Source organism: Mucilaginibacter myungsuensis, assembly GCF_015222005.1.
Lineage (GTDB): Bacteria > Bacteroidota > Bacteroidia > Sphingobacteriales > Sphingobacteriaceae > Mucilaginibacter > Mucilaginibacter myungsuensis.
In genome coordinates this window covers 1-23,122 of record NZ_JADFFL010000016.1, presented here as the reverse complement: position 1 = coordinate 23,122, position 23,122 = coordinate 1, and the positions used below count along the sequence as shown (strand labels likewise).

Genomic DNA, 23,122 nt, shown 5'->3' with positions numbered 1-23,122 from the left:
TGATCAGGAAGCGATACTTACTTAGATAGTTCCGCTTTAGGGTAAGGTCATTATTAATGTTCCGCATAACGTTTTAGCTTAACTCTTTTTAAGCTAATTCTGTTACCGAATTAGTTAACCTTTACAGTAATGACAAAAGGTTATTACTCATCAAACAACCCCTTATCCCTATCAATAAATTTCGGCCGACGCAGATGTAACCCTAACGCCTTATTCAATTCCTGGCTTACGTAGTCAGATAATTCCGGCGAGTACCGCTCATCGTGCTGGTGCATGAAGAACCACACCGACTTTAAGCCCTGATCGGCCCAATCTTTTATACGGGCAACCCATTCGTCCACACGTTGGTAGTCGGTCTTGTCCAAACTGTTACCTACAAAGCGTATAAAAGCATGCGGCGTAGGTAGGGTCATGTGTACGCAATCGCGGCGACCGGATGCATCGGTGATGATAGAGCCGATGCCTAACTCTTTCAGCATGGCAAATAGTTCAGTTTTGGCATCAGGGTTGGCATACCATTCCTTGTGGCGCACCTCTAAATAAACAGGAATATCCTTAGGCAGATGTTCCAGATAGTTACGCAGGTCGGCAATATTCTTTGGGCCATAGTTATCGCTCAATTGCAAAAACACGGGACCCAACTTATCGCCAAACGCCATAATGCCTTCATAAAATTGGGTGGTCACCTCATCCGCATTTTTTAAGCGACGGATGTGACTGATACTTTGCGAAAACTTGGGGCAAAATTTAAAGTCGGGGTTGCTCTCCGCTTTGGCTTTCCACTTGGCAATGGTCCCAGCAGGATAAACGTTATAGAAGGTGGCGTTCAGTTCGATACTGTCGAAATGCTTTACGTATTCGTCTAAAAAGTTAGCTTCCTTGGTTTTAGGGGGATATATCTTACCTACCCATTCCTTACGCCCCCATTTGGCGCAGCCTACGTAAACCTTAACTGATTCTCTGTCCTTGGCAGCGGCCAAAACTTCTTTGGTCAATGCCGGATCGGCAGGTAATTTAAAATCTACAAGGGGCAATTCTTCGGGTTTAACGCGGCCAAATTCCATGGTGGTGTATGTTTATACTTTTTTTAATACTGGCTTCAGTCTGTGACTGAAGCTTGATGAATGTAAACAAGTCTGTGACTTGTTGCGGAAGTCACAGACTTCCTTTTATCTGTAAGGCTTCAGTTTTAAACTGAAGCCAGCTTCCATTGGGATATAACAAATACTCAGTCTTCCATTTTAGAATACTTCCGTGTGTCGCCCATAAAACTATAGACCAGCAACGATATCAGGATACAAACGGTGACATAATAATAGAACCATTCCTCGTGTCCTGCGCCTTTAAATGATAACGCGATATACTCTGCCGTACCGCCGAACAACGATACCGCGATCGCATACGGAAAGCCAACACCTAATGCCCGTATATGCGCCGGGAACAATTCCGCTTTTACTACGGCGTTGATAGAGGTATATCCGCTTACAATGATCAGCGCTGCCAATATCAAAAAGAAAGCCGGCCAACGCTCGTGCGTTCCGCTCAACGCGATCATCAACGGAACGGTTGATATAGAACCCAAAATACCAAAGGTGATCAGCAATGGCTTGCGCCCTATCTTGTCCGACAACGCCCCGAATACCGGTTGCAGTAACATGAATGCGATCAATGTAAGGGATGATATCAGCGTAGCCTCGCTCTTGGTGAATCCTGATGTGGTCACCAAAAACTTTTGCATGTAGGTGGTGTAAGTATAGAAAGCTACAGTGCCACCAATGGTCAGTCCGATAACAGTTAACACCGCTTTAGGGTGTTTCAGTAATGCGCCAACGGTACCGCGTTCTTTCTTATTCTCATCAGTGGTCATCACCGCCGATTCATGCAAACTTCTCCGCAGATACATCACCGTGACGGCTAAGACAGCTCCTATGCCGAAAGGTATCCGCCAACCCCAATCATGTAACTGCGCATCCGTCAAAAAGAACTTTTGAAGCAGGATCAATACCCCTAAAGCCATCAATTGCCCCATGATCAACGTGACATATTGAAAGCTGGAATAAAATCCGCGGTGCTGTTTGGCTGCCATTTCGCTCAGATAGGTAGCACTCGTGCCATATTCCCCGCCTACGCTTAAGCCTTGAATGATCCTGGCCAACACCAAAATAACAGGGGCTGCGATGCCGATCCGCTCGTAACTCGGTATCACCGCGATAGCCAAAGATCCAATGCTCATCAGCAATACAGAAAGGGTCAACGCCGCTTTACGGCCGTGCTTATCAGCATAGGTGCCCATCACCCAACCACCTATCGGCCGCATCAAAAAGCCGATAGCAAATATGCCGGCGGTATTCAATAATTGCACAACTTCGTTCCCCTTAGGGAAGAATGAACCTGCGAAATATAGCGAGAATGCCGAGTACACATACCAATCGTACCACTCTACCAGGTTACCCAGCGAGCCGCCAATGATAGACCAGATGCGGGATGATGAAGTAGGTGCTTGCGACATTCGGATCGAAATAAATATGGTTTATAACGATAGCGAACTTTTCTTCACCATCTTGTAATGTTGAATGCCCGCTTCCTCAAACTGCGGTTCAACTTTCTCAAAACCGAATTTGGTATACAGGCCAACTGCCTGTATTTGTGCATGTAGATAAACATAGGTAGCATCCTCAGGCAGATCCTCCAATACCGTTTTTACCAAGGCTTGTCCTAAGCCAAAGCCGCGGAACTTAGCTAAAACGGCAAAGCGCTCTAATTTATAACCCTTGTCGGTCTTGCGCCAGCGGCAGGCACCGGCGGGTTCACCGTCAACCTTGGCTAAAAAATGTACCGATTCGTCTTCAAACTCCCACTCCAATTCGGGCGGGCAGTCTTGCTCTACCACAAAAACCTCGCGACGGATGGCAAAAACTTTTTCCAGGTCGGCGGGATCACTTACTTTTTTTACTTGTATCTCTTTTACTTCGGGCATTTATGTAGTGTGGTTTACTGCTGTAATTTTTTTGTTTGCTCTCGTGGTTATCTTCTGCGGCATCTATCGAGTGGGTGCAGGTGAGGTCGTCTTCTTTCTCGGCTAACTGGGCCAGTCGCACATAAAATTTGTGTAATTGATCCAATTCCAACTCGGTAAGGTCCTCGATATCAACCATTCGATTACTGGCCCCCTGATGTGATGCCAGCAGCTCGTTCAGTTTCAAATGTATGGCTTTTGAATCTTTATTTTGTGATTTCTGGATCAGGAAAACCATCAGGAACGTAATGATGGTGGTGCCGGTATTAATGATCAGCTGCCACGTATCCGAGTACTTGAATATCGGGCCGGTCACCAACCATAACAGGATCACTGAAATAGCGCCGATGAAGGCGGCCGAACTACCGGTAGCCATAGTAGCCCAGTTAGCGAACCGCTCGAACAGGTGTTTCTTTTTTCCCTTTACCATAATGCAGTCTGTTTAATTATCAAACAATTATAAACCAAAAACGCCGGTACAACAATGCACCGGCGTTTTTGTGACAATAAAACCTGTGGTTTTACAATTTGCTATTTACGTCTAAGCAGTTAAGGTCGGCAAAAGCGGTTGTTAAGCGTTTAACAAAGTTCTCTTCGCCTTTACGTAACCAAACGCGTGGATCATAGTATTTTTTATTTGGAGAATCTTCACCCTCAGGGTTACCGATCTGATCTTGCAGGTAAGCTTCTTTAGACTTGTAAAAATCTTTGATGCCTTCCCAATAAGCCCATTGCATATCGGTATCGATGTTCATTTTGATAGCACCGTAAGAGATAGCCTCGCGGATCTCTTCCTGGCTCGAACCTGAACCACCGTGGAATACAAAGTTGATCGGCTTTTCAGCAGCGATACCATGTTTCTCGCGCAAAAACTCCTGTGAGTTATGCAGGATGACCGGTTGTAATTTAACATTACCCGGTTTGTATACACCGTGTACGTTACCAAATGCAGCAGCAACGGTAAAGCGGTGACTCACTTTAGACAATTCGTCGTAAGCGTAAGCAACCTCTTCAGGCTGAGTATATAAGCGTGAGCTATCAACGTCGCTGTTATCAACGCCGTCTTCTTCGCCACCGGTAACACCAAGTTCGATCTCAACAGTCATGCCCATTTTGGCCATGCGCTCTAAGTATTTAGCAGATATCTCGATGTTCTCTTCGATAGGCTCTTCAGAAAGATCCAGCATGTGTGATGAGAACAATGGTTTACCTGTTTCTGCAAAGTGTTTTTCACCGGCATCTAACAAACCATCTATCCAAGGTAATAATTTTTTGGCAGCGTGGTCGGTATGCAGGATAACTGCTACACCGTAGTGCTCAGCTAATAAGTGAACGTGCTTAGCAGCAGATATAGCGCCTAAGATACAGGCTTGTAATTTTGAATTATCTAATGATTTACCGGCGTAAAACTGAGCACCGCCGTTTGACAATTGTACAATTACCGGCGATTTTACAGCAGCAGCGGTCTCTAATACAGCATTAACAGTGTTAGTACCGATTACGTTAACAGCCGGCAGGGCAAATTGATGCTTTTTGGCTATCTCGAACAGTTCCTGCACTTGGTCGCCATGCAGTACTCCTTTGTAGTTTTTTAGGTCCATGTGATTTATTTTTGACAGCCGAAGGTAGTAATTAGATATGAGATGTGAGATAATAGATGTGAGATTTATATATGAAACACAGGGGAATCGTCGATTTTGAGTGTATTTCATACACTTTCTTCTATTTAATTGATACAACTTTTATGCTGCACCGAACTATGCTGTCTCAGATCTCACATCTAAAATCTCACATCTAATTAAAAAAATTCGTTTCTTTGCATCACATTGAACGAGGAACAAGAAAATATGTCGTGGTTTAAAAGGGAACTTAAGGGGATAATTACGTCAACTGAAGATAAGAAAGAAGCCCCGGACGGTATATGGAATAAATGCCCGAACTGTAAAAAGCCTTTGCACTATACAGAACAGGTTGAAAATCAGTACGTATGCCACTATTGCGGTTATCATATCCGCATCGGATCTAAAGAATACTTCTCTATTTTATTTGATAATAACGAGTTTACCGAGCTATTTCCGAATCTTACTTCGGGGGACCCGCTGCAGTTCGTTGATACAAAAAAATACGTAGACAGGCTTAAGGATACCATCAAAAAAACAGGCTTGAATGACGCTATCCGCGCCGGTTACGGTAAAATAGACGGCCAGGATCTGGTGATCGCCTGTATGGATTTTAACTTCATTGGCGGATCGATGGGGTCTGTAGTGGGCGAAAAGATAGCACGCTCTATCGACCATGCTATCGCTACCAAAACACCTTTCCTGATGATATCAAAATCGGGCGGTGCACGTATGATGGAAGCAGCCTTCTCGCTGATGCAGATGGCTAAAACATCGGCTAAATTGGCTTTATTAGCGCAAGCTAAAGTACCATACATCTCTTTACTCACCGACCCTACCACCGGCGGCGTTACCGCATCTTACGCGATGCTGGGCGACATTAACATAGCCGAACCGGGTTCACTTATCGGCTTTGCCGGTCCGCGTGTTATTAAAGAGACCATCAAAAAAGACTTGCCTAAAGGTTTCCAAACTGCCGAATTTGTTCAGGAACACGGTTTCCTTGACTTTATCGTAGACCGTAGGGAGATGAAAGACAAACTGGCTTCGTTCATCAAAATGATGAATAGCTAATTTTGAGGTAAAAGGCGAAAGCTTAAAGGTTATAAATAGAACGGCCCGATGATCATCATCGGGCCGTTCTTGTTTTGTGGTAATTCGATATTACTCTGCCAATTTCGACATCTGGGTCGATGCAAGCGCCTTTTTATTTACCACTACCGATATAGTATTGATGGCAAAATAAGGCACACTCACATAAATATACCCACCATGCGGACCGGCATTTTTACCCCATGAGTTTTTAACGATGAAATATTCGTTGCCTTTTTCGTCCTTGGCCAGACCAGTGATCTGCATCAGGTGATCATCGGTAGTCTGTTGTTTATCAAACAATTGCTGGCGAATAGCTGCCGTTGGTTTCTGTTCAGTAAAACTATCGAACGCTTGCGCATCGGCTTTGCTTTGGGTCCATTTGGCGTAACCTTTATTTTGCTGGAAACCGTTATTGCTTACGTCGGCATCCCAAGCCAGGGTGTAACCTTTGTTGATGGCCGCCTTTACCGTGCTGATGAACTCATCTAACGGAACATTATAATAAACGTGACTATTGTAATTATCAGGCACTTCCATCGCAAAAGAGGTGTTGTATGGATGATGGGTAAAGGATGTAAGACCGATATAGTCCGATAATTTTGTGCCTACTTTCTCAGTCGCGTAGGTCTTTGGGGTGTATTCTTTACCTTGAAAAGTGAATTTTTCCGGTGGCGCACCTAAGTAGCTGTCCAGTATCTTTTTATAGCCTGCCTGCCAGTTCAGCGGGATGGTATCGCGGTATTTCTTCAGCAGGTCGTCGATGTAGCCCTTCAATTTGCCCTCCATTTCGCCATCGCGATTAAGGACGGTATCGCGGCCAACGCCGGGGTATATCTCCTGTGGTACAGCGCCGTATCTGTCTGTACTATAGATCATATCTTGTTGAATGCCCCCCTCTGTAAAGCGGGCATTACCACGGCGGCGGACGAAGTTCTCGGCCTTATCAACATACAAATTATATACCGTAAACACTTCGGAAATATCGCTCTCGGGCTGTTTTTTAAACAGCAATTCGCTCTCGATAAGCGCCGTGCTCGAGAAACACCAGCAGGTACCCGAGTTACCCTGACTTTTAACAGGTGTAGCAGGATTGTTTTTAATGACCGCAAATTTGGTTTGGGCAAAGGCACTGCCCGCCGCCAAATATAAGGCAAGGGTTAAGATTTTTTTCATCGTCACATATTTGGATATAACCAAATATAGCAGATCCGCAGCTTAAAAGTGCTAAAATTACTTGCGCAAAAAAGGGCTGCTTTTCGTTAAAAAAACAGCCCTTTTTGATGCTTTTTTCGCGTTTTGAAATTTTTTACAAAACGCGCAACCATGCGGTTGCTTATTTGCCGATACCTAACGTTCCGTCGTTGGTATCATTGTGCGGGTTGTTGTCCGACCGTTCTGCATAGTCAGCAAAACTGCCGTCCTGATTCAGGACGTTGAACGGTTTGCTCTTATTGGGACCATCTTGCTCCAAACCTTTGTGGCCTACGCTGTCGATACCCGGCGTATCGCCCATGTCCTCTTCCTTATTCCATTTCAGGTCTTCCCTGTCATTTGCAGGATAATTAAATTGCTCTTCCATGGCGCTATTAATTTAATGGTTAATGAGAAAGTTCATAGTTGATGGATCATAGTTCATGGCAGAAAAAAATACTGAATATCTTTCTCACTATGAACTATGATCCATCAACCATGAACTCCTTAGCTTTATATTCCCTCCGTACCCGGCTCGTGGCCTACCATCCTGCCGGTGCTGCGGCCATGGTCGCTCGGCTGAAAGTTACCTGTGGCGCGGCCTTCTGACGGGAACTCGTGTTTCTCGGGTGGGGTCACATCGTTCTGTTCGGTGTATGAGGTGTCGCTGCCATCGTTATTTTGTTGGACTTCTTGCTGTTGTGAATAACCTGTGCCCTCGTTATCGGCCTGATCACGTTCAGGGGTTTCATTTGGGTTACGTTCCGGTACTTCGTTCGGGTCAAATCCATAGGATTCGTTCTCCATATTGTTATTTGCTTCCATATTGGTTTTGTTTAATTGTTAATTAATAAACCTATGGATCTGGGAAAGGTTTTTAGAAAAGTCCGAAAGATCTAAAGTCCGAAAGGTATCAGGGGATGAAAGATCAGTTGCATCAGTTTTTTGAATTACCAATAATATTTAGATATTTGTCTAAATAACTAATCATCCAAATTGAATACCCTTTTTAAAGCACTTAATGACCCTACCCGCCGGCAGATACTGGATATGCTGAAAGAGAAAGACATGTCGGCCGGTGAAATAGCCGACCGCTTCAATATCTCTAAGCCCAGTATATCGCATCATCTGGATCTGCTGAGACAGGCCGGGTTGGTGATATCGGTAAAAGAGGGGCAGTTCATCAATTACTCGCTCAACACTACCGTGCTGGACGAGGTGCTTACCTGGATAGTTCAACTTACGCAAACCAATAAATAAACCCCTATTATCATGAAGAAACTGACCTTAATAGATTTTGCCACCATCGGCGTTTGCCTTATCCCGTTCGTTTACCTGATCGCGGTTTACCCTACCCTGCCGGGCACTGTCCCGCTGCATTATAACCATAAGGGTGTGCCGGATAATTTTGGTCCCAAAAGCAGCTTTGCTTTGATCATTGCTTTTATGCAGGCGGTCGCGTTAGGCGTTTTTCTGCTGATGCGCAACATTAAGTATATCGACCCTAAAAAACTGGTGCAGTATAGCGAAGCCGTTTACGGTAAAATGGGCTTCGGAACGGCGGTATTTGTGAGCGGGCTGAGCATCGCCATTATCTACGCTACCAAAGAGGGAGGCATGAAGATCGAGAAAGTGCTGTTCCCGCTGATGGGCTTACTATTCGCCTTCATCGGCAATATGATGAACAATATTAAACCAAACTACTTTGCAGGCATTCGTACTCCCTGGACCTTAGAGGATCCTGACACCTGGCGTGTTACGCATCGCCTGGCCGCGCGGATGTGGGTGATCGGCGGTTTGATCATTTGCCTGTCGGGCTTGGTGTTGCCTAACAGTATCAGCTTTATTTTTGTAATGTCCGTAATCGGGGTAATGACCTTGGTGCCGTTAGTTTACTCGTTTGTTTATTTTAAGAAGCACCAGGTGAAAAGCTGAGTATCATTACCATTTAATCACAAAGTCCGCAAAGAGATAAAGCACAAGGCCACAAAGGACTTGCATATCGCCTTAAAAGCGTTGTGCCCTTTGTGAAAAACTTTTGCGATCTTTTCGCTTAAATTTTTGAACCGCTGATCAGAAATTACCTTATTTGAGCGCCAAAGTGTATTCTGCCCAAAACGAACTTGGAGAATGCAAATATTCAAAGTCGGGATCTGGTTTTAAGTCGTCATCAGGGATACCAACAGGGGCGGCTACCGTGCCGTTCTTTGTCTTTTGCACCAGCGGGAAACCGTTGAGTTTGATCTGGTAACTTAATTTAGTGTCCTGACCCAGGGTGACGGACAGCAGTTTTAATGGAATAGCGATCTGATACGTGAGCGCCATGTTTTTGTTGAACCCCGAGCTTACAACGATACCCTCCGACCCTGATCTGGAACTATTTGATGACGCGATATCTTTTGATCCTTCTACTGCAAAATAAGAGAACAGCAACTTTACTTTTTTATCAAAACGTTCACTCATCGTTTTCATGTGTATTTTATTCGCCACAGAGTCTTCTCGTTTAAGACCACGATAGATCCTGACCGCGTTAGAGATGCCGTTCTCTGTTTGCTCTAACACCGGATAACTGATGACCATTTTATTTTCTTTCTTGTCACGCAGTTTTTTGTCAGTAAGCTTGCTGACCGCAATAGTGACCCCACCGGCAGCCATCTTTTCTACCTCAGGCACATCCACACCTCTTATAATAAGGTATAAGTTTATATCGTCGTTACATACCGTATAAGAGATCCGGTTGATCGAATTACGGGCTTGAAAAATTCCGGGATCCCCATCGGTCATTTTCCCATCAACCACAAGGCCGGCAGGTGCGCGTAAGCTTACCTTTTGTACCTCAGGTTGTTTCTGAGCATGCGCAGACAAAACATTAATAAAAAAGAAAAAGTAAATAGTACTGAAGAAAAGTTTAGGTTGCACAGGCATCGGTTTTTTTTCTAAATATAGGATACGATATCTGAAAAATAAAGATCCGTTGGATCTAAAAACAGACTGTGCTTACTACTTTGCTGACCCTCGTGGACCGTGGTGTCGGGGTTTAGACAATTCCCTGTAATTTCCTTATTACCATTCCCGCCAAGCGCCATCAGTCCCGCCTAATTTTCAGGCTTTTTAGTTATCTTCCCGCTCTCTAATTGACACAGATGAAGAAACTTTACTTATCGTTATTCGCGCTGGCCTGCATCATTAAGGCTAACGCGCAAACCGCTCCTGCTGTGCCTGCCGCTGCTCCGGCCCCGGTTAAAGGCAACTACCAGCTGGCATCGAGGTTCTCGCCAAAAAAGATCTCTAAAATGGTGTTCAGCATGTCGGTAGATCCGCATTGGCTAAAGCTGTCCGATCGATTTTGGTACACTTACGAGACCGGCGAGGGCCGCAAATGGTATATCGTGGATCCGGCTTTCAAAACCAAAAAACAGATCTTTGATAACGACAAACTGGCGGCTGCCATCACGCTGATCGTTAAAGACCCTTTTGATGCGCAACATTTACCTATCGAGAACCTGAAATTCACTAAGGACGAAAAAAGTGTTCAATTTGAATTGAAGAGCACTGTCGACCAGGTAAAGAAAGAGCGCAAGGACAAAAAAGCTGCGGACTCGCTGGAAAAAAAGACCTTCTACTTTACTTACGATCTGCAAAGCCAAAAGGTGACCGAGCTGAAGAATTATGAAAAAGTTAAACCGAAACCAAGCTGGGCATCTATCGCCCCGGATAGTTCGGCCGTGATCTTTGCCCGCAAATTCAACCTGTATTGGATGGACAAGGCCAATTATAAAAAGGCTTTAAAGGACGAAAACGACAGCACCATTGTAGAGCACCAGCTGACCAAGGACGGTATCGAGAATTACGCTTACGGCAACGCCCAAGGCAACGAGACCAATGCCGAACGTGAAAAGAACGCCAAGAAAAGACAGTCGACGTCGGTATTATGGTCGCCCGATAGCAAGCATTTTGCTATGACGCGTACCGATCAGCGCAAGGTGAAAGATTTTTGGGTGATCAACAGCGTAGCCGAACCCCGCCCTACTTTGGAGACCTACAAATACCAAATGCCGGGCGAGAAAGATGGCCCGGTAGATGATTTCCTGCTGTTTGATTTCGATGCTAAAACATTCAAGAAATTGGCCGTGACCGCATTCAAAGACCAGGATGTATCCATGTGGTCGGCACCCGTGCTGCAAAAGTCGCGTGACGACGAGTTCCGCCCTGCTTTGTGGTTAGGTGATAACGAGAAATTCTATTTTTACCGCATAGGCCGCGACCTGAAGAAGATAGACGTGTGCAGCGTGGATATTAAGACCAGCACCGTTAAAGTGCTGATACAGGAACGCATGAACACATATGTGGAGATCGCCCGCCCATGGCTGATCAACGGCGGCAAGGAGCTGATCCATTGGTCGGAGCGTGATGGCTGGGCACATTTTTACCTGTTTGATGGTGCCGGCAAACTGAAGAACCAGATCACCACCGGATCCTTCCATTGCGATGATGTAGTTAACGTAGACGAAAAAAGTCGTACGCTGTATTTTAACGCTGTTGGCAGGGAAGCGAATCAAAACCCTTACTACTCGCACCTGTACAAGATCAATTTAGATGGAACTGGTATCAAACAGCTAAACCCGGGCGACTTTACGAACACGTCGAGCCTGAACGATAATGCCAAGTATTTCGTCAATACAGCCTCGCGTGTTAATGCCGCACCTAAATCGGTATTATACAATAGCTCTGGCACCAAGATCATGGATCTGGAAACTACCGACCTGAAACAAATGATGGCCGCAGGTTACAAATTCCCTGAACCATTTAAAGTTAAGGCCGATGACGGCATCACCGATCTGTACGGCGTGATGTACAAGCCTTATGATTTTGATCCGGCCAAAAAATACCCGATCATTGAGTACGTATATCCTGGTCCGCAAACCGAGGCGGTGAATATTGCCTTTAGCCGCAGCATGGATTATACCGACAGGTTGGCTCAGATGGGCTTCATTGTGATATCGGTAGGTAACCGTGGCGGTAACCCGTCAAGGTCTAAATGGTACCATACTTTTGGTTACGGCAACCTGCGCGATTATGGCTTGGCTGATAAAAAAGCCGCTGCCGAGCAATTGGCCGATAAATATCCGTTCATTGACATTACCCGTGTAGGTATCACCGGTCACTCAGGTGGTGGTTTTATGTCGACAGCTGCGATGTTGGTTTACCCCGACTTTTTCAAGGTAGCGGTATCCGAATCGGGCAATCACGATAACAGCATTTACAACCGTTGGTGGAGTGAGAAACACCACGGTGTTAAAGAAGTGATCAGTCCGAAAGGCGACACGACATTTACCTACAGCATAGACAAGAACCAGGATCTGGCCAAAAACCTGAAAGGCCGCCTGATGTTATCGACAGGTGAAATAGACAACAACGTGAGTCCGTCTAATACCGTCCGTGTGATCAACGCATTGATCAAAGCCAACAAACGTTTTGACTATGTATTGCTACCCGGCCAACGCCACGCTTACGGCGACATGACCGAGTATTTCTTTTGGCAAAAAGCCGACTACTTTACAAAATATCTGTTAGGCGATTTCTCGCAACCGGTAGATATTGTAGAGATGAGCCGCGAGGTGGAGATGAGTAACAAACGCGGCGGCGGTGCAACGCCGGATGAGGAGCAGAATTAAAAACGTGATCATTATAAAACAACAAAACCCGTGAGCTGATCGCGGGTTTTGTTGTTTCGTGAGTATCTAACTATCAATTAGGGTACATAAAATTTACGGTATTGATATCCCTCTCGGACAAAGCCGTGCGCTGATATTCGTAAACAGAGCCATCCTTTTTAGTGATAGTAGGTTTGCTGCCTTTGGCAAACGAATATGGCCCATACATCATGATAGAATTAAAATTAAGCGTAGTACCGCGGTCGAAGCCATCGTAGCCGTTCCTCTTCCACGTACGGAAATTATCTTCATAGCCATCTTGTATCTGATCCCAATGTATCGTCAGAAAATCGGCTCTGTCCAAACGGCTTTGCTCGTGGAAAAGACCGATCGCATGGCCTATTTCATGGATGGTGTTGCCTACGCTGCATCCCGAGCCAACGTGTATCGGCTGCCTTCCGCCGATCTTACCCACGTAAGATGAGCAACCGCTGCCACCTGTAAAGTAAACGTAATTGGCTTGCGTGGTGCGTTTTACAAAACGGATCGAGGTCTTTTGTTCCCAATGGGCTATAGCATTGGTCACCCGGCCTTTGTTTGGCAAATTGTCGTTGATGTCGTAATAAACGGTATTGTTTCGCCAACGGCTGTCAGGATCAGCATTACCGGTTGATTGTGTGGTCAAATCTCCGGATGTATTAGCCTTAAAACCACCGGCCGGAAGTAAGATATCGCCTTCAAATATATTTTCGCCACTGATCACCTGATACCTCAGCGTATCACCATTGATCATCTGTGACTGCCATGCTCCACTTATGCCGGGGTAAGCTTCTTCGGCCCGGGCGGTTGCCGGATCAAGATCTGTTGGCGACGTTGTTACGGGAGGGGTAACATTCACTGTAGTGTCGCTATCAACAACGTCCGTCTTATCTTTATTGGCTAGTTGTTGGTTGACCAGGTCAGTGTCTTTAGTACATGCGGCCATCAAAGCCATTGCGGCAAGGATAGACATTAAGGATAGTTTGTTTTTCATGCTTCGAGTGTTGTTTGGTTAATAAAAATTAACTTGTGATTAATTTTCAAACACTCTTAGTTTACAAAAAGTTGATTACCCGTTTAAACGGGTAAGATAAGCCGTTGATGTTCAAGGAGAAAAAGTGCAATAAGGGATCTTGACAAAGCCTCATCATACACGATTTTATTTACATTACGTCTATGCTTATCGGGGATCCTTATGTCGCTGATAGAAGTTCCTCGGGATGAAGGAGGGATAGATAAAACAAAAAGCCCCTCGATGAAACATCGAAGGGCTTTTGAATGATATAAACTGTTAGCTTATTTCACTGCATCCACAACTGCTTTAAAAGCGTCAGGATGGTTCATAGCTAAGTCAGCTAATACTTTACGGTTCAAACCTATCTCTGAGGCATTTAACTTACCGATCAACTGAGAGTAAGAAATACCGTACTGGCGTGCACCAGCATTGATACGTTGGATCCACAAAGCGCGGAATTCTCTTTTCTTGGTCTTACGGTCGCGGTAAGCGTACTGTAAACCTTTTTCTACTGTGTTTTTTGCAATAGTATAAACCTTACTGCGTGAACCATAATACCCCTTTGCGAGGTTCATGATCTTTTTGCGCCTGCGGCGCGATGCTACTGCGTTTACTGAACGTGGCATGTTACTTGTTTTTTGGTAGTGAGTGTCGTGTTAACGATCTTGTGTACTCTAATACCTGGTCTAAAAAATTAATTAATTACTTACCGATGCAAAGCATACGTTTAACGTTGCCCATGTCTGCATCAGATACTAAGCTGGTGTGACCTAAGGCACGCTTACGTTTAGTCGACATCTTGGTCAAGATGTGGCTTTTGAACGCGTTCTTCCTTGCGATCTTACCTGTTCCAGTCAGCTTAAAGCGCTTTTTTGCACTGGAATTGGTTTTCATTTTTGGCATAACTCTGTTTTTATTTTTGTTTATGTATTTGCATCACTGCAAAACTCTTTATGTCGATACCGGCTCGCGGCACGTCGTAATTACTTCTTAGCAGCCTTTGGCGTTACCACCAAAAACATACGCTTACCCTCTAACTTTGGCAATTGCTCTACTTTACCTACTTCTTCTAAAGCTTGGGCAAAGCGTAACAATAAGATCTCGCCTTGTTCTTTGTAAACGATGGCACGGCCCTTAAAGTGAACATAAGCCCTAACTTTTTCGCCTGCTTCCAAGAAACCGGTAGCATGTTTCAGCTTAAAGTTAAAGTCATGGTCATCAGTATTTGGCCCAAAACGGATCTCCTTAATAACGGTTTGTTTGGCGTTACTTTTGATCTCCTTCATCTTCTTCTTTTGCTCGTAGATGAATTTGTTGTAGTCGATGATCCTACAAACCGGCGGAACCGCGTTCGGAGATATCTCAACCAGGTCCAATTCCTGCTCCTGAGCAAATGCCAGCGCTTCTCTAAGTGAGTAAACACCTGTCTCAACATTATCACCAACCAGGCGCACCTCTTGTGCCCTGATGTATTGATTAATGTTATGTTCGGCTTCCTTCTTTTTAAAAGGTGGCCTTGGGCCTCTGTTGAATGGTCTGTTTAATGCCAAGTTATACTGTTATTTCTTTTGTTATTTGTTGTTTCAGTTCCTCAATTGTGATACTGCCTAAGTCGCCTTGTCCGTGTCTGCGTACAGATACCCGGCCTTCGGCTTCTTCCTTCTCGCCAACGATCAGCATAAAAGGTATCTTTTTAACTTCAGCGTCGCGAATTTTACGTCCGATCTTCTCGTCCCTGAAATCAATAAGCCCGCAAATATCGGAATCTTTTAGTTCATCTGAAAGTTTTTTTGCATAATCCTCATATTTTTCTGAGATAGGCAAAATAATGAATTGCTCGGGCGATAACCACAGCGGAAAATTACCTGCGCAGTGCTCGATCAATACAGCCACAAAGCGTTCTAACGAACCAAATGGTGCGCGGTGGATCATTACCGGGCGGTGCTTTTGATTATCGCTACCGGTGTACTCCAACTCAAAACGCTCGGGCAGGTTATAATCTACCTGGATAGTACCTAACTGCCATTTACGGCCAAGGGCGTCCTTCACCATAAAGTCCAGCTTAGGCCCATAGAACGCAGCTTCACCGTATTCTACTACGGTCGGTAAGCCTTTTTCTTCCGCAGCCTCAATGATCGCCGATTCAGCCAAAGCCCAATTCTCATCTGTACCGATGTATTTGGCTTTGTTTTCAGGATCACGTAATGATACTTGCGCAGTATAGTTCTCAAAACCTAAAGCCTTGAATACATACAACACCAGGTCGATCACCTTTTTAAATTCGTCCTTCACCTGATCCGGGCGGCAGAATAAGTGAGCATCATCCTGAGTAAATCCACGTACGCGGGTCAGGCCATGCAACTCGCCGCTTTGCTCGTAACGGTAAACGGTACCGAACTCGGCAAAACGCACCGGCAGATCTTTGTAAGATCTTGGCTTAGTTTTATATATCTCGCAATGGTGCGGGCAGTTCATCGGTTTAAGGAAGAACTCCTCCCCTTCTTGCGGGGTCTTTATTGGTTGAAAGCTATCCTTGCCATATTTCTCGTAGTGACCTGATGTCACGTACAAGTTTTTATGACCGATATGTGGGGTGATCACCTGCTCGTAACCAGCCTTAGACTGTGCTTTTTGCAGGAAGTTGACCAAACGCTCGCGCAAAGCAGTACCTTTTGGCAACCACAACGGTAAGCCCATGCCCACCTTCTCAGAGAAAGCGAATAACTCCAACTCTTTACCCAATTTACGGTGATCGCGTTTTTTTGCTTCCTCTATCATGTGCAGATATTCGGTCAGCTCGCTTGCCTTAGGGTAAGTTACGGCGTAAATACGGGTCAACTGTTTGCGGGTCTCGTCCCCGCGCCAGTAAGCACCTGCTACGTTAGTTATTTTAACGGCCTTTACAAAGCCGGTATTAGGCATGTGCGGACCGCGGCATAGGTCGGTAAAGCCGCCCTGGGTATAAAAAGTGATGGCACCGTCAGGCAGATCCTTGATCAGATCCAGCTTGTACTCGTCACCTTTTTCGGTAAAATATTCAATAGCGTCGGCTTTGCTGACCGGCTTGCGGATGTATTCGGATTTAGCTTTAGCCAGCTCGATCATTTTATCCTCAACGGCTTTAAAGTCGTCTTGAGTAAAGTTGCGGTCGCCAAAATCAACGTCGTAGTAAAAGCCTGGTTGCTCTTTCAACGGCGGACCGATACCGAATTTGGTACCCGGATACAGCGCCTCTAAGGCCTCGGCCAATAAGTGGGCAGATGAATGCCAAAAGGTAGACTTACCATCTGCGTCATTCCAGGTCAGCAGTTTTATGTGCGAGTCTTTTTCGATAGGACGAGACGAATCCCATACCTCACCGTCAACCTCGGCAGCTAAAACGTTACGGGCAAGGCCCTCTGAAATGGATAATGCGATCTGGGCAGAAGTTATACCCTTGTCATACTGACGGACGGATCCGTCGGGGAGTGTGATGTTGATCATAATACAACTATGATGCTATGTTTTTAAATTGTTTATTAAAAGACGATCACCTACGGGAGTGATCTTTTATTTGGATACGAAGGTAGGGAATTTGAGAGGATCTGCAAACTTAGTTTGTCCTGTTCATTTCATCCAGTATTTTATAATTGGCGGCATTCGGCAAACTTTTTGCAACATTTGCCGTATATCCAACCAAAAATAGTTGAATGACCGTTTACGCGACCAAGTTAGCGAAGTTGAAAGTTGAGCCGATAGAGAACGAATGCGCTAAATGTGGCACTGTGCACACCATGGATATGCACGTGTTCCAAAAATACCGGACCGTATTGGGGATGCCATTATTCCCCACTAATAAAACAGGTGTGGCATTATGTACCCACTGCATGACGGCATCTAAACGTCGCCAGATGACACCTGATCTGATCAAAGCCTTTAATAAAGTAAAATCGCAAACCCATATGCCATTGTGGACCTGGGCCGGATCTTTACTGATCGGCATGGTGATAGCTTACTCGCTATACTTCCATATCTAATAAAATTTACTGGGAAGATATCCTGTCGGATAAAGTCGACAGATCAGTGATGCCTTAAAGGATAGAAACCCTTTTTACTACCGACTCGGTATTGGCTATCACGCGCACAAAGTAAAAACCGGTATTCAGCTTGGGTAGGTTGCTGGCATTTTTGTACTCGCCGGGTTGGTTGCGGCCGGTAAAAAGTGTGGCTACCTGGTTGCCTAACACGTCCATCAACTTAATGGTTACGTTAGCATCGCGGGTGATGGTGTATTTAACGCTGATCTGATCAGTTGTTGGGTTAGGATAAACCTGTACGTTATTCAGTAACTTATCATCAAGCACCTGGGCAGGTTTGCTTACCGGGATATTGTAAGTTTTAACCGCCGGCATAGATGGCGAAAAAACCGATTTCAAAAAGCTTTTATCCTTTTTGGTCTTTAACGGACGATAGTAAGTAGTATCCGCTTTTTGAACCTGAACTGCGCCCGCTATAGCAAAATTCAGGCACAATACCGCCAGCAGCAGCAACGTACGCGAAAGAATTTTAGTATAGCTTTTGTTCATAATTGGCACTTAAATACAAAAGTATAAATAATGCTTGGCAAATATGCTAACCCGCAACCTATTTATCTATCAATTTAACAAAAATTAACACTTAGGGTTTAACCCGCTTAGTGTGAAATTTACATAATATTTCTGTATACGTAATAAAACAATTATTGATCATCATTTTTAATACTTTTGCATCGCAATAATTTTCTACAAAAGTGTCGCAACATAAAGATCTGCAAAAGCTTACCCTCGGCGGTTTGCTTATTAGCCTGGGTATCATTTACGGTGATATCGGCACGTCTCCCTTGTACGTATTTAAAGCAATTGTAGGTACCACCCGCATTAACGAGGTATTGGTGCTTGGCGGTGTGTCCTTAGTATTTTGGACGCTGACCATGCAAACTACGCTAAAATATGTAATTATCACATTACGAGCGGATAACAAAGGCGAGGGCGGGATATTCTCGCTTTTTTCGTTAGTGCGCCGCAAAGCTAAATGGCTCATCGTCCCGGCTGTGCTTGGCGGCTGCGCTTTGCTGGCCGACGGGATCATTACGCCCCCCATCACCATTTCTTCGGCTATTGAGGGTTTAGAACCTTTGGTGGATAACCTGCCCACGGTTTGGATAGTGGCCGGTATTATTACCGTGCTGTTCATTATACAGCAATTCGGCAGTTCGTTAGTGGGTAAGGCATTTGGGCCTATCATGTTCTTATGGTTTACCATGATGGGCGTTTTAGGCTTTAGCTATATCATCCAGATGCCGTGGGTGATCAAAGCGCTTAATCCATATTATGCCATTAGTTTGCTTACCAGTAGCAGCAGTCACCAGGGTTTTATTATTCTGGGCGCGGTTTTCCTGTGTACTACGGGTGCCGAGGCTTTATATTCAGACCTTGGTCATTGCGGCAAACAGAACATCCGCGTAAGCTGGGTGTACGTAAAAACCTGCCTTATCCTAAATTACCTTGGGCAAGCGGCCTGGCTAATGCAGCACGACGGACAGGTTATGGACCTGAATAAGTTTAACCCTTTCTTCCAGATCATGCCAAGCTGGTTTCTCTACGGTGGTATCGCTATCGCTACGGCGGCGGCGGTTATTGCCAGTCAGGCTTTAATATCAGGTTCGTTCACGCTGATATCTGAGGCTGTTAGGCTTAACCTTTGGCCTAAGGTGCGTATCTTTTATCCAAGCGAGCAAAAAGGCCAGCTATATGTACCCAGCATCAACTGGATATTGTGTGCCGGTTGCTTGATCGTGCTTTGGTTGTTCCAACGGTCAGAAGCCATGGAGGCTGCTTACGGTTTAAGCATCACCGTAGCCATGTTGATGACCACCATTTTGGTATCTAAATTCCTGAAACGCCGTAAGGTGCCATCATATATTATCTGGGCTTTTTTGCTGGTTTACTTTATTATCGAAGGAACATTTTTGGCCGGTAACCTGGTCAAATTTATGCACGGCGGCTGGTTCACGCTTACCATTGGTCTGTTCCTGTTCTGCGTAATGTGGACCTGGCATACTGCCCGTAAGATCCGCAACCGCTACGTTAAATTTGTAGAGATAGAGGATTATTACAACATCCTGCAAGAGCTAAGCGACGATGAGACCGTACCTAAATACGCCTCGCAACTGGTTTATTTGACCAGCGCCAACTTCGACTCGGAGGTGGAATCAAAGATCATCTACTCCATCCTGCAAAAGCAGCCTAAACGCGCCGATGTGTACTGGCTGGTTCACGTAGATGTAATGGACGAACCGTACACTTGTGAATACCGCGTAGATTTCCTTGTCCCTAATAAAGTGATCCGTATCGATTTTAAACTGGGCTTCCGTGTCGAGCAGCAGATCAACCTCTTGTTCCGCAAGGTGGTTGAGGACCTGGTGAAGAAAGGCGAGGTAGAGATCATGAGTAAATACAAATCGCTGAATAAGCACAAGATCGTAGGCGATTTCCGCTTTGTAGTGATCGAAAAGATCTTGTCACGCGCACATGGACTTTCATTTTACGAGGGCATTGTGATGACCATTTACCAGCAATTAAAACACCTGAGCTTATCTGAAGAACGTGGTTTCGGCCTCGACCTGAGCTTTGTAACCGTAGAAAAAGTTCCGCTGATGCTGGCCAGCCCGGAGGAAGTGATGATCACGAGGATGAATTGATCATTTTGCAGTTGCCGGTTCGCGGTTAGTAAATAAAGAATAAGATAGCGATGGGTTTGGGCCTATCGCTATTTTTGTTTAAAGCTCTTTCCAACCATTAGCGGTCTTCTCAAAGGTGTACTTAGTGTCCTTTCCTGTACCACACCAACCAGCATCTTCAAGCCAATCTTCAATGACCAATTTGTTAGTTTTTGCGTTATATTGCGGGTACGAAACCATCATATACCCTGCACCAAATTTTTTATGAAAAGCAATCACTTTATTTAAATAACCTTTATCCTTCTTTTTAAAGAACTCTCTTTCTAAAGAATCGCTTGCGAGTTTAGTTTTGACAAAACGCTTCACTTCCCAGCTAAAAGTATCATTATATAATCCAGTTGGTGGTGGATATAGCTTGATATCAGAAGTGTTTCGACCCGAGTAAAGCGCTGTCATTTTTGAATACCAGTTGAAAATCCTTCCCGGTTAACGGATGAACAAATATGGTTCGATGAATAGGTAAGGAGTCCAATTTTGGCAAATAGTACTTATTGATAAAGTCATAGGCTTCGTGCAGCGGTAATGGCTTAAAGTCAGCTTTCTTCCGTAGTTCAGCAAGAGTATCTTGCAGCCATTTATCCTTTGGACCCGGCTTACTATGGCAGGCCGTTAGGCTAAAAGCGATGATCAATAAGGTCAAGTAACGCATAAGCTATCTGTCCATGCAAAGTAACCAATTTATTTCTTGGCCGCGCATCCGCACAAATATTTCATTACGATGTTTGACTTAACACCGAGTACTTATAACTTCGGACTTTATTCAACACCATGATCCACAAGAAACAAAGAACATACCTGCCCGAAAATTTTGAGATGAACTGGGAAAGCCTGGAGCCTTTATTTAAAGAGCTTGCCGCCCGCCCGATCAATTCGGTTGAGGAATTAGAACAATGGATGCGCGACCGCAGCGAATTGGAAGCTGCCGTTGAGGAGGATTTTGCCTGGCGCTACATCCGCATGACCTGCGATACGACCGACGCCGACCTGCTGGCCAAATTCCAATACTTCGCTACCGAGGTACAGCCTAAGATTGCCCCGTTGGATAACGAACTGAACAAGAAGCTGGTAGCAAGCGAGTTTATTGATGCACTGGACGAGCAAAAGTATTTTATCTATTTGCGCGGCGTGCGCCGTGCGTTGGAGCTTTTCCGCGAGGAGAACATCCCGTTGCAGACCGAGATACAATTAACGCAACAGCAGTATCAAGGCATTACCGGATCTATGTCGGTACACATTGGCGACCAGGAGTACACTATGGAGCAAGCCGCGGCCTTTTTAAAAGATACCGACCGCGCTAAACGCCAGTTGGCCTGGGAGACCATCACCGCCCGCCGTTTGCAGGATAAAGACAAACTGAACGAGTTATTTAACAAACTACGCGGACTGCGCCATACCGTTGCGTTGAACGCCGGTTTCGAGAACTTCCGCGACTATATGTTCGCTGCCCTTGGCCGTTTTGATTATACCCCACAAGATTGCTACGCCTTCCACGAGGCTATAGAGACCGAGATCGTACCCATCCTTCGCGAACATGCCGAGAAACGCCGCGAGGCTTTAGGTCTGGAGACCTTAAAGGCTTGGGATATGGATGTAGACACTTCCGGTAAAGCACCCTTGAAACCATTCAAAGACGGCGCTGACCTGATCGAAAAGTCGATCCAGTGTTTTAGCAATATCAGTCGTTATTTGGGCGAGCGTTTAGAGATCATGAAAGATAATGGTCTGTTCGATGTGGAGAGCCGCAAGGGTAAAGCCCCGGGTGGTTACAACTATCCACTGGCCGAGACGGGTGCGCCTTTCATCTTTATGAATTCGGCCAATACCTTCCGCGATCTTACTACCATGGTACACGAAGGGGGCCACGCGGTGCATACCTTTCTAACCGCTGATCTGGAACTGAACGACTTTAAACATTGCCCGGCCGAGGTGGCCGAATTGGCCTCCATGTCGATGGAATTGATATCCATGGATAACTGGAACGTATATTTTGAAAGCGAAGAGGACCTTAAACGTGCCAAACGTGATCAGCTGATCGACTCATTAAAGACCCTGCCATGGGTAGCCGTAATAGATCAATACCAACATTGGATCTACACTAACCCCGACCATACCGACGAGCAACGCTACGAGGCCTGGACCCAGATCTACAACCGCTTCGGCGCGGGCTTTGTAGATTGGAACGACCATTGCGATGCACAGCAAAATCTGTGGCAAAAACAGTTGCACATTTTCGAAGTGCCTTTCTATTACATTGAATACGGCATGGCCCAATTAGGTGCCATAGCCGTTTGGAAGAACTACAAAGAGAACCCCGAAAAAGGCCTGCAACAATACCTGGATGCGTTGAAGTTGGGTTACACCAAAACCATTCGCGATATCTATGACACCGCCGGGATCAAATTTGATTTCAGCGCGGACTATGTCAAAGATCTGGCGGCCTTTGTTAAGGAAGAGATGGGTAAGATCTGATCTTGAGATAGCGATACCGACCATTTTGTCATTGCGAGGAACGAAGCAATCGCGAACTAAGCATGTTCGCTCGTTGAGTGTGCGATTGCTTCGTTCCTCGCAATTGTAAAGGTTAACTAATTCGGTAACAGAATTAGCTTAAAAGAGTTAAGCTAAAACGTTATGCGGAACATTAATAATGACCTTACCCTAAAGCGGAACTATCTAAGTAAGTATCGCTTCCTGATCAATGAGTATGAACAGGTAAAACGAGGAGAACATCCGACC

24 protein-coding genes are annotated in these 23,122 nt (G+C 45.2%); 7 read left to right on the top strand and 17 right to left on the bottom strand.

Annotated features, from left to right (window positions below; translation table 11 throughout):
- Window positions 1–143: 143 nt before the first annotated feature.
- The 5 genes from IRJ16_RS22670 to fbaA form a co-directional block, all read right to left on the bottom strand.
- On the bottom strand, window positions 144–1,064 hold the full coding sequence (locus tag IRJ16_RS22670) for a DUF72 domain-containing protein (protein WP_194114208.1): 921 nt from the start codon (window positions 1,062–1,064) through the stop codon (window positions 144–146).
- A 164-nt stretch (window positions 1,065–1,228) separates the two neighbouring features.
- On the bottom strand, window positions 1,229–2,509 hold the full coding sequence (locus tag IRJ16_RS22665; RefSeq protein ID WP_194114207.1) for an MFS transporter: 1,281 nt from the start codon (window positions 2,507–2,509) through the stop codon (window positions 1,229–1,231).
- Between the two features lie 21 nt (window positions 2,510–2,530).
- Window positions 2,531–2,977, bottom strand: coding sequence for a GNAT family N-acetyltransferase (locus IRJ16_RS22660; protein WP_194114206.1), 447 nt, complete (start codon window positions 2,975–2,977; stop codon window positions 2,531–2,533).
- Window positions 2,937–3,446 carry a low affinity iron permease family protein gene (locus IRJ16_RS22655; protein ID WP_194114205.1) on the bottom strand — a complete coding sequence of 170 codons (510 nt, stop codon included), beginning with the start codon at window positions 3,444–3,446 and terminating at the stop codon, window positions 2,937–2,939. Before IRJ16_RS22655 ends, IRJ16_RS22660 begins: the two co-directional genes overlap by 41 nt.
- 91 nt (window positions 3,447–3,537) lie before the next feature.
- The gene (gene fbaA / locus IRJ16_RS22650; protein WP_194114204.1) at window positions 3,538–4,617 is read right to left on the bottom strand and encodes a class II fructose-bisphosphate aldolase; all 1,080 of its coding nucleotides are present in this window, start codon (window positions 4,615–4,617) and stop codon (window positions 3,538–3,540) included.
- Window positions 4,618–4,863: 246 nt separating this feature from the next.
- Here fbaA and accD point away from each other — a divergent pair, with 246 nt between their 5' ends.
- Window positions 4,864–5,709 (top strand): acetyl-CoA carboxylase, carboxyltransferase subunit beta, encoded by an 846-nt coding sequence (accD, locus tag IRJ16_RS22645; protein ID WP_194114203.1) that lies wholly within the window; start codon window positions 4,864–4,866, stop codon window positions 5,707–5,709.
- A gap of 90 nt (window positions 5,710–5,799) precedes the next feature.
- Here the strand turns inward: accD and IRJ16_RS22640 are convergent, their stop codons facing one another.
- From IRJ16_RS22640 to IRJ16_RS22630, 3 genes are all read right to left on the bottom strand, one after another.
- Complete coding sequence (locus tag IRJ16_RS22640; RefSeq protein ID WP_194114202.1) at window positions 5,800–6,903, bottom strand: C1 family peptidase; 1,104 nt, start codon at window positions 6,901–6,903, stop codon at window positions 5,800–5,802.
- Between the two features lie 160 nt (window positions 6,904–7,063).
- A complete protein-coding gene (locus IRJ16_RS22635; RefSeq protein WP_194114201.1) occupies window positions 7,064–7,309 on the bottom strand; it encodes a hypothetical protein in 246 nt (81 codons plus the stop codon).
- 125 nt (window positions 7,310–7,434) lie between these two features.
- Complete coding sequence (locus IRJ16_RS22630) at window positions 7,435–7,746, bottom strand: hypothetical protein (RefSeq protein ID WP_194114200.1); 312 nt, start codon at window positions 7,744–7,746, stop codon at window positions 7,435–7,437.
- A gap of 171 nt (window positions 7,747–7,917) precedes the next feature.
- Between IRJ16_RS22630 and IRJ16_RS22625 the strand changes: the two genes are divergently transcribed.
- Both IRJ16_RS22625 and IRJ16_RS22620 read left to right on the top strand, forming a co-directional pair.
- Complete coding sequence (locus tag IRJ16_RS22625) at window positions 7,918–8,181, top strand: autorepressor SdpR family transcription factor (protein WP_194114199.1); 264 nt, start codon at window positions 7,918–7,920, stop codon at window positions 8,179–8,181.
- A 12-nt stretch (window positions 8,182–8,193) separates the two neighbouring features.
- Window positions 8,194–8,856: an SdpI family protein gene (locus IRJ16_RS22620; protein WP_194114198.1), complete on the top strand. Its 663-nt coding sequence runs from the start codon at window positions 8,194–8,196 to the stop codon at window positions 8,854–8,856.
- A gap of 150 nt (window positions 8,857–9,006) precedes the next feature.
- Here the strand turns inward: IRJ16_RS22620 and IRJ16_RS22615 are convergent, their stop codons facing one another.
- Window positions 9,007–9,840, bottom strand: a complete 834-nt coding sequence (locus tag IRJ16_RS22615) for a hypothetical protein (RefSeq protein WP_194114197.1) — start codon at window positions 9,838–9,840, stop codon at window positions 9,007–9,009.
- Window positions 9,841–10,064: 224 nt separating this feature from the next.
- Between IRJ16_RS22615 and IRJ16_RS22610 the strand changes: the two genes are divergently transcribed.
- Window positions 10,065–12,596 carry a S9 family peptidase gene (locus tag IRJ16_RS22610; protein ID WP_194114196.1) on the top strand — a complete coding sequence of 844 codons (2,532 nt, stop codon included), beginning with the start codon at window positions 10,065–10,067 and terminating at the stop codon, window positions 12,594–12,596.
- Window positions 12,597–12,669: 73 nt separating this feature from the next.
- Here the strand turns inward: IRJ16_RS22610 and IRJ16_RS22605 are convergent, their stop codons facing one another.
- The 5 genes from IRJ16_RS22605 to thrS all read right to left on the bottom strand — a co-directional run bounded on the left by IRJ16_RS22605 (window position 12,670) and on the right by thrS (window position 17,112).
- Window positions 12,670–13,608 (bottom strand): M12 family metallopeptidase, encoded by a 939-nt coding sequence (locus IRJ16_RS22605; RefSeq protein ID WP_228080432.1) that lies wholly within the window; start codon window positions 13,606–13,608, stop codon window positions 12,670–12,672.
- 302 nt (window positions 13,609–13,910) lie between these two features.
- Window positions 13,911–14,255, bottom strand: a complete 345-nt coding sequence (gene rplT, locus IRJ16_RS22600) for a 50S ribosomal protein L20 (protein WP_194114195.1) — start codon at window positions 14,253–14,255, stop codon at window positions 13,911–13,913.
- A gap of 76 nt (window positions 14,256–14,331) precedes the next feature.
- Window positions 14,332–14,532 (bottom strand): 50S ribosomal protein L35, encoded by a 201-nt coding sequence (rpmI, locus tag IRJ16_RS22595; RefSeq protein ID WP_194114194.1) that lies wholly within the window; start codon window positions 14,530–14,532, stop codon window positions 14,332–14,334.
- An 80-nt stretch (window positions 14,533–14,612) separates the two neighbouring features.
- Window positions 14,613–15,179 carry a translation initiation factor IF-3 gene (infC, locus tag IRJ16_RS22590; RefSeq protein WP_194114193.1) on the bottom strand — a complete coding sequence of 189 codons (567 nt, stop codon included), beginning with the start codon at window positions 15,177–15,179 and terminating at the stop codon, window positions 14,613–14,615.
- Between the two features lies 1 nt (window position 15,180).
- Window positions 15,181–17,112: a threonine--tRNA ligase gene (thrS, locus tag IRJ16_RS22585; RefSeq protein ID WP_194114192.1), complete on the bottom strand. Its 1,932-nt coding sequence runs from the start codon at window positions 17,110–17,112 to the stop codon at window positions 15,181–15,183.
- Between the two features lie 206 nt (window positions 17,113–17,318).
- Between thrS and IRJ16_RS22580 the strand changes: the two genes are divergently transcribed.
- A complete protein-coding gene (locus tag IRJ16_RS22580) occupies window positions 17,319–17,645 on the top strand; it encodes a hypothetical protein (RefSeq protein WP_194114191.1) in 327 nt (108 codons plus the stop codon).
- Between the two features lie 54 nt (window positions 17,646–17,699).
- Here IRJ16_RS22580 and IRJ16_RS22575 read toward each other — a convergent pair whose 3' ends face one another.
- A complete protein-coding gene (locus tag IRJ16_RS22575) occupies window positions 17,700–18,194 on the bottom strand; it encodes a T9SS type A sorting domain-containing protein (RefSeq protein ID WP_194114190.1) in 495 nt (164 codons plus the stop codon).
- 203 nt (window positions 18,195–18,397) lie between these two features.
- Between IRJ16_RS22575 and IRJ16_RS22570 the strand changes: the two genes are divergently transcribed.
- A complete protein-coding gene (locus IRJ16_RS22570; protein ID WP_194114189.1) occupies window positions 18,398–20,347 on the top strand; it encodes a KUP/HAK/KT family potassium transporter in 1,950 nt (649 codons plus the stop codon).
- Between the two features lie 78 nt (window positions 20,348–20,425).
- Here the strand turns inward: IRJ16_RS22570 and IRJ16_RS22565 are convergent, their stop codons facing one another.
- Window positions 20,426–20,782: a hypothetical protein gene (locus IRJ16_RS22565; protein WP_194114188.1), complete on the bottom strand. Its 357-nt coding sequence runs from the start codon at window positions 20,780–20,782 to the stop codon at window positions 20,426–20,428.
- Window positions 20,748–21,035, bottom strand: a complete 288-nt coding sequence (locus IRJ16_RS22560) for a hypothetical protein (protein WP_194114187.1) — start codon at window positions 21,033–21,035, stop codon at window positions 20,748–20,750. Before IRJ16_RS22560 ends, IRJ16_RS22565 begins: the two co-directional genes overlap by 35 nt.
- Window positions 21,036–21,154: 119 nt before the next feature.
- Here IRJ16_RS22560 and IRJ16_RS22555 point away from each other — a divergent pair, with 119 nt between their 5' ends.
- Window positions 21,155–22,855, top strand: a complete 1,701-nt coding sequence (locus IRJ16_RS22555; protein ID WP_194114186.1) for a M3 family oligoendopeptidase — start codon at window positions 21,155–21,157, stop codon at window positions 22,853–22,855.
- The last annotated feature ends 267 nt before the right edge of the window (window positions 22,856–23,122 follow it).

Excerpts from the sequence above, each read along its gene's own strand:
- IRJ16_RS22560 (WP_194114187.1), bottom strand. The coding sequence starts at position 21,035 with ATGCGTTACTTGACCTTATTGATCATCGCTTTTAGCCTAACGGCCTGC.
- IRJ16_RS22660 (WP_194114206.1), bottom strand. The coding sequence starts at position 2,977 with ATGCCCGAAGTAAAAGAGATACAAGTAAAAAAAGTAAGTGATCCCGCC.
- IRJ16_RS22640 (WP_194114202.1), bottom strand. The coding sequence starts at position 6,903 with ATGAAAAAAATCTTAACCCTTGCCTTATATTTGGCGGCGGGCAGTGCC.
- IRJ16_RS22670 (WP_194114208.1), bottom strand. The coding sequence starts at position 1,064 with ATGGAATTTGGCCGCGTTAAACCCGAAGAATTGCCCCTTGTAGATTTT.
- IRJ16_RS22580 (WP_194114191.1), top strand. The coding sequence starts at position 17,319 with ATGACCGTTTACGCGACCAAGTTAGCGAAGTTGAAAGTTGAGCCGATA.
- IRJ16_RS22620 (WP_194114198.1), top strand. The coding sequence starts at position 8,194 with ATGAAGAAACTGACCTTAATAGATTTTGCCACCATCGGCGTTTGCCTT.
- IRJ16_RS22565 (WP_194114188.1), bottom strand. The coding sequence starts at position 20,782 with ATGACAGCGCTTTACTCGGGTCGAAACACTTCTGATATCAAGCTATAT.
- IRJ16_RS22605 (WP_228080432.1), bottom strand. The coding sequence starts at position 13,608 with ATGAAAAACAAACTATCCTTAATGTCTATCCTTGCCGCAATGGCTTTG.
- IRJ16_RS22555 (WP_194114186.1), top strand. The coding sequence starts at position 21,155 with ATGATCCACAAGAAACAAAGAACATACCTGCCCGAAAATTTTGAGATG.
- IRJ16_RS22635 (WP_194114201.1), bottom strand. The coding sequence starts at position 7,309 with ATGGAAGAGCAATTTAATTATCCTGCAAATGACAGGGAAGACCTGAAA.
- IRJ16_RS22610 (WP_194114196.1), top strand. The coding sequence starts at position 10,065 with ATGAAGAAACTTTACTTATCGTTATTCGCGCTGGCCTGCATCATTAAG.
- fbaA (WP_194114204.1), bottom strand. The coding sequence starts at position 4,617 with ATGGACCTAAAAAACTACAAAGGAGTACTGCATGGCGACCAAGTGCAG.
- IRJ16_RS22665 (WP_194114207.1), bottom strand. The coding sequence starts at position 2,509 with ATGTCGCAAGCACCTACTTCATCATCCCGCATCTGGTCTATCATTGGC.
- IRJ16_RS22655 (WP_194114205.1), bottom strand. The coding sequence starts at position 3,446 with ATGGTAAAGGGAAAAAAGAAACACCTGTTCGAGCGGTTCGCTAACTGG.
- accD (WP_194114203.1), top strand. The coding sequence starts at position 4,864 with ATGTCGTGGTTTAAAAGGGAACTTAAGGGGATAATTACGTCAACTGAA.
- rpmI (WP_194114194.1), bottom strand. The coding sequence starts at position 14,532 with ATGCCAAAAATGAAAACCAATTCCAGTGCAAAAAAGCGCTTTAAGCTG.
- IRJ16_RS22575 (WP_194114190.1), bottom strand. The coding sequence starts at position 18,194 with ATGAACAAAAGCTATACTAAAATTCTTTCGCGTACGTTGCTGCTGCTG.
- thrS (WP_194114192.1), bottom strand. The coding sequence starts at position 17,112 with ATGATCAACATCACACTCCCCGACGGATCCGTCCGTCAGTATGACAAG.
- IRJ16_RS22630 (WP_194114200.1), bottom strand. The coding sequence starts at position 7,746 with ATGGAAGCAAATAACAATATGGAGAACGAATCCTATGGATTTGACCCG.
- rplT (WP_194114195.1), bottom strand. The coding sequence starts at position 14,255 with ATGCCACGTTCAGTAAACGCAGTAGCATCGCGCCGCAGGCGCAAAAAG.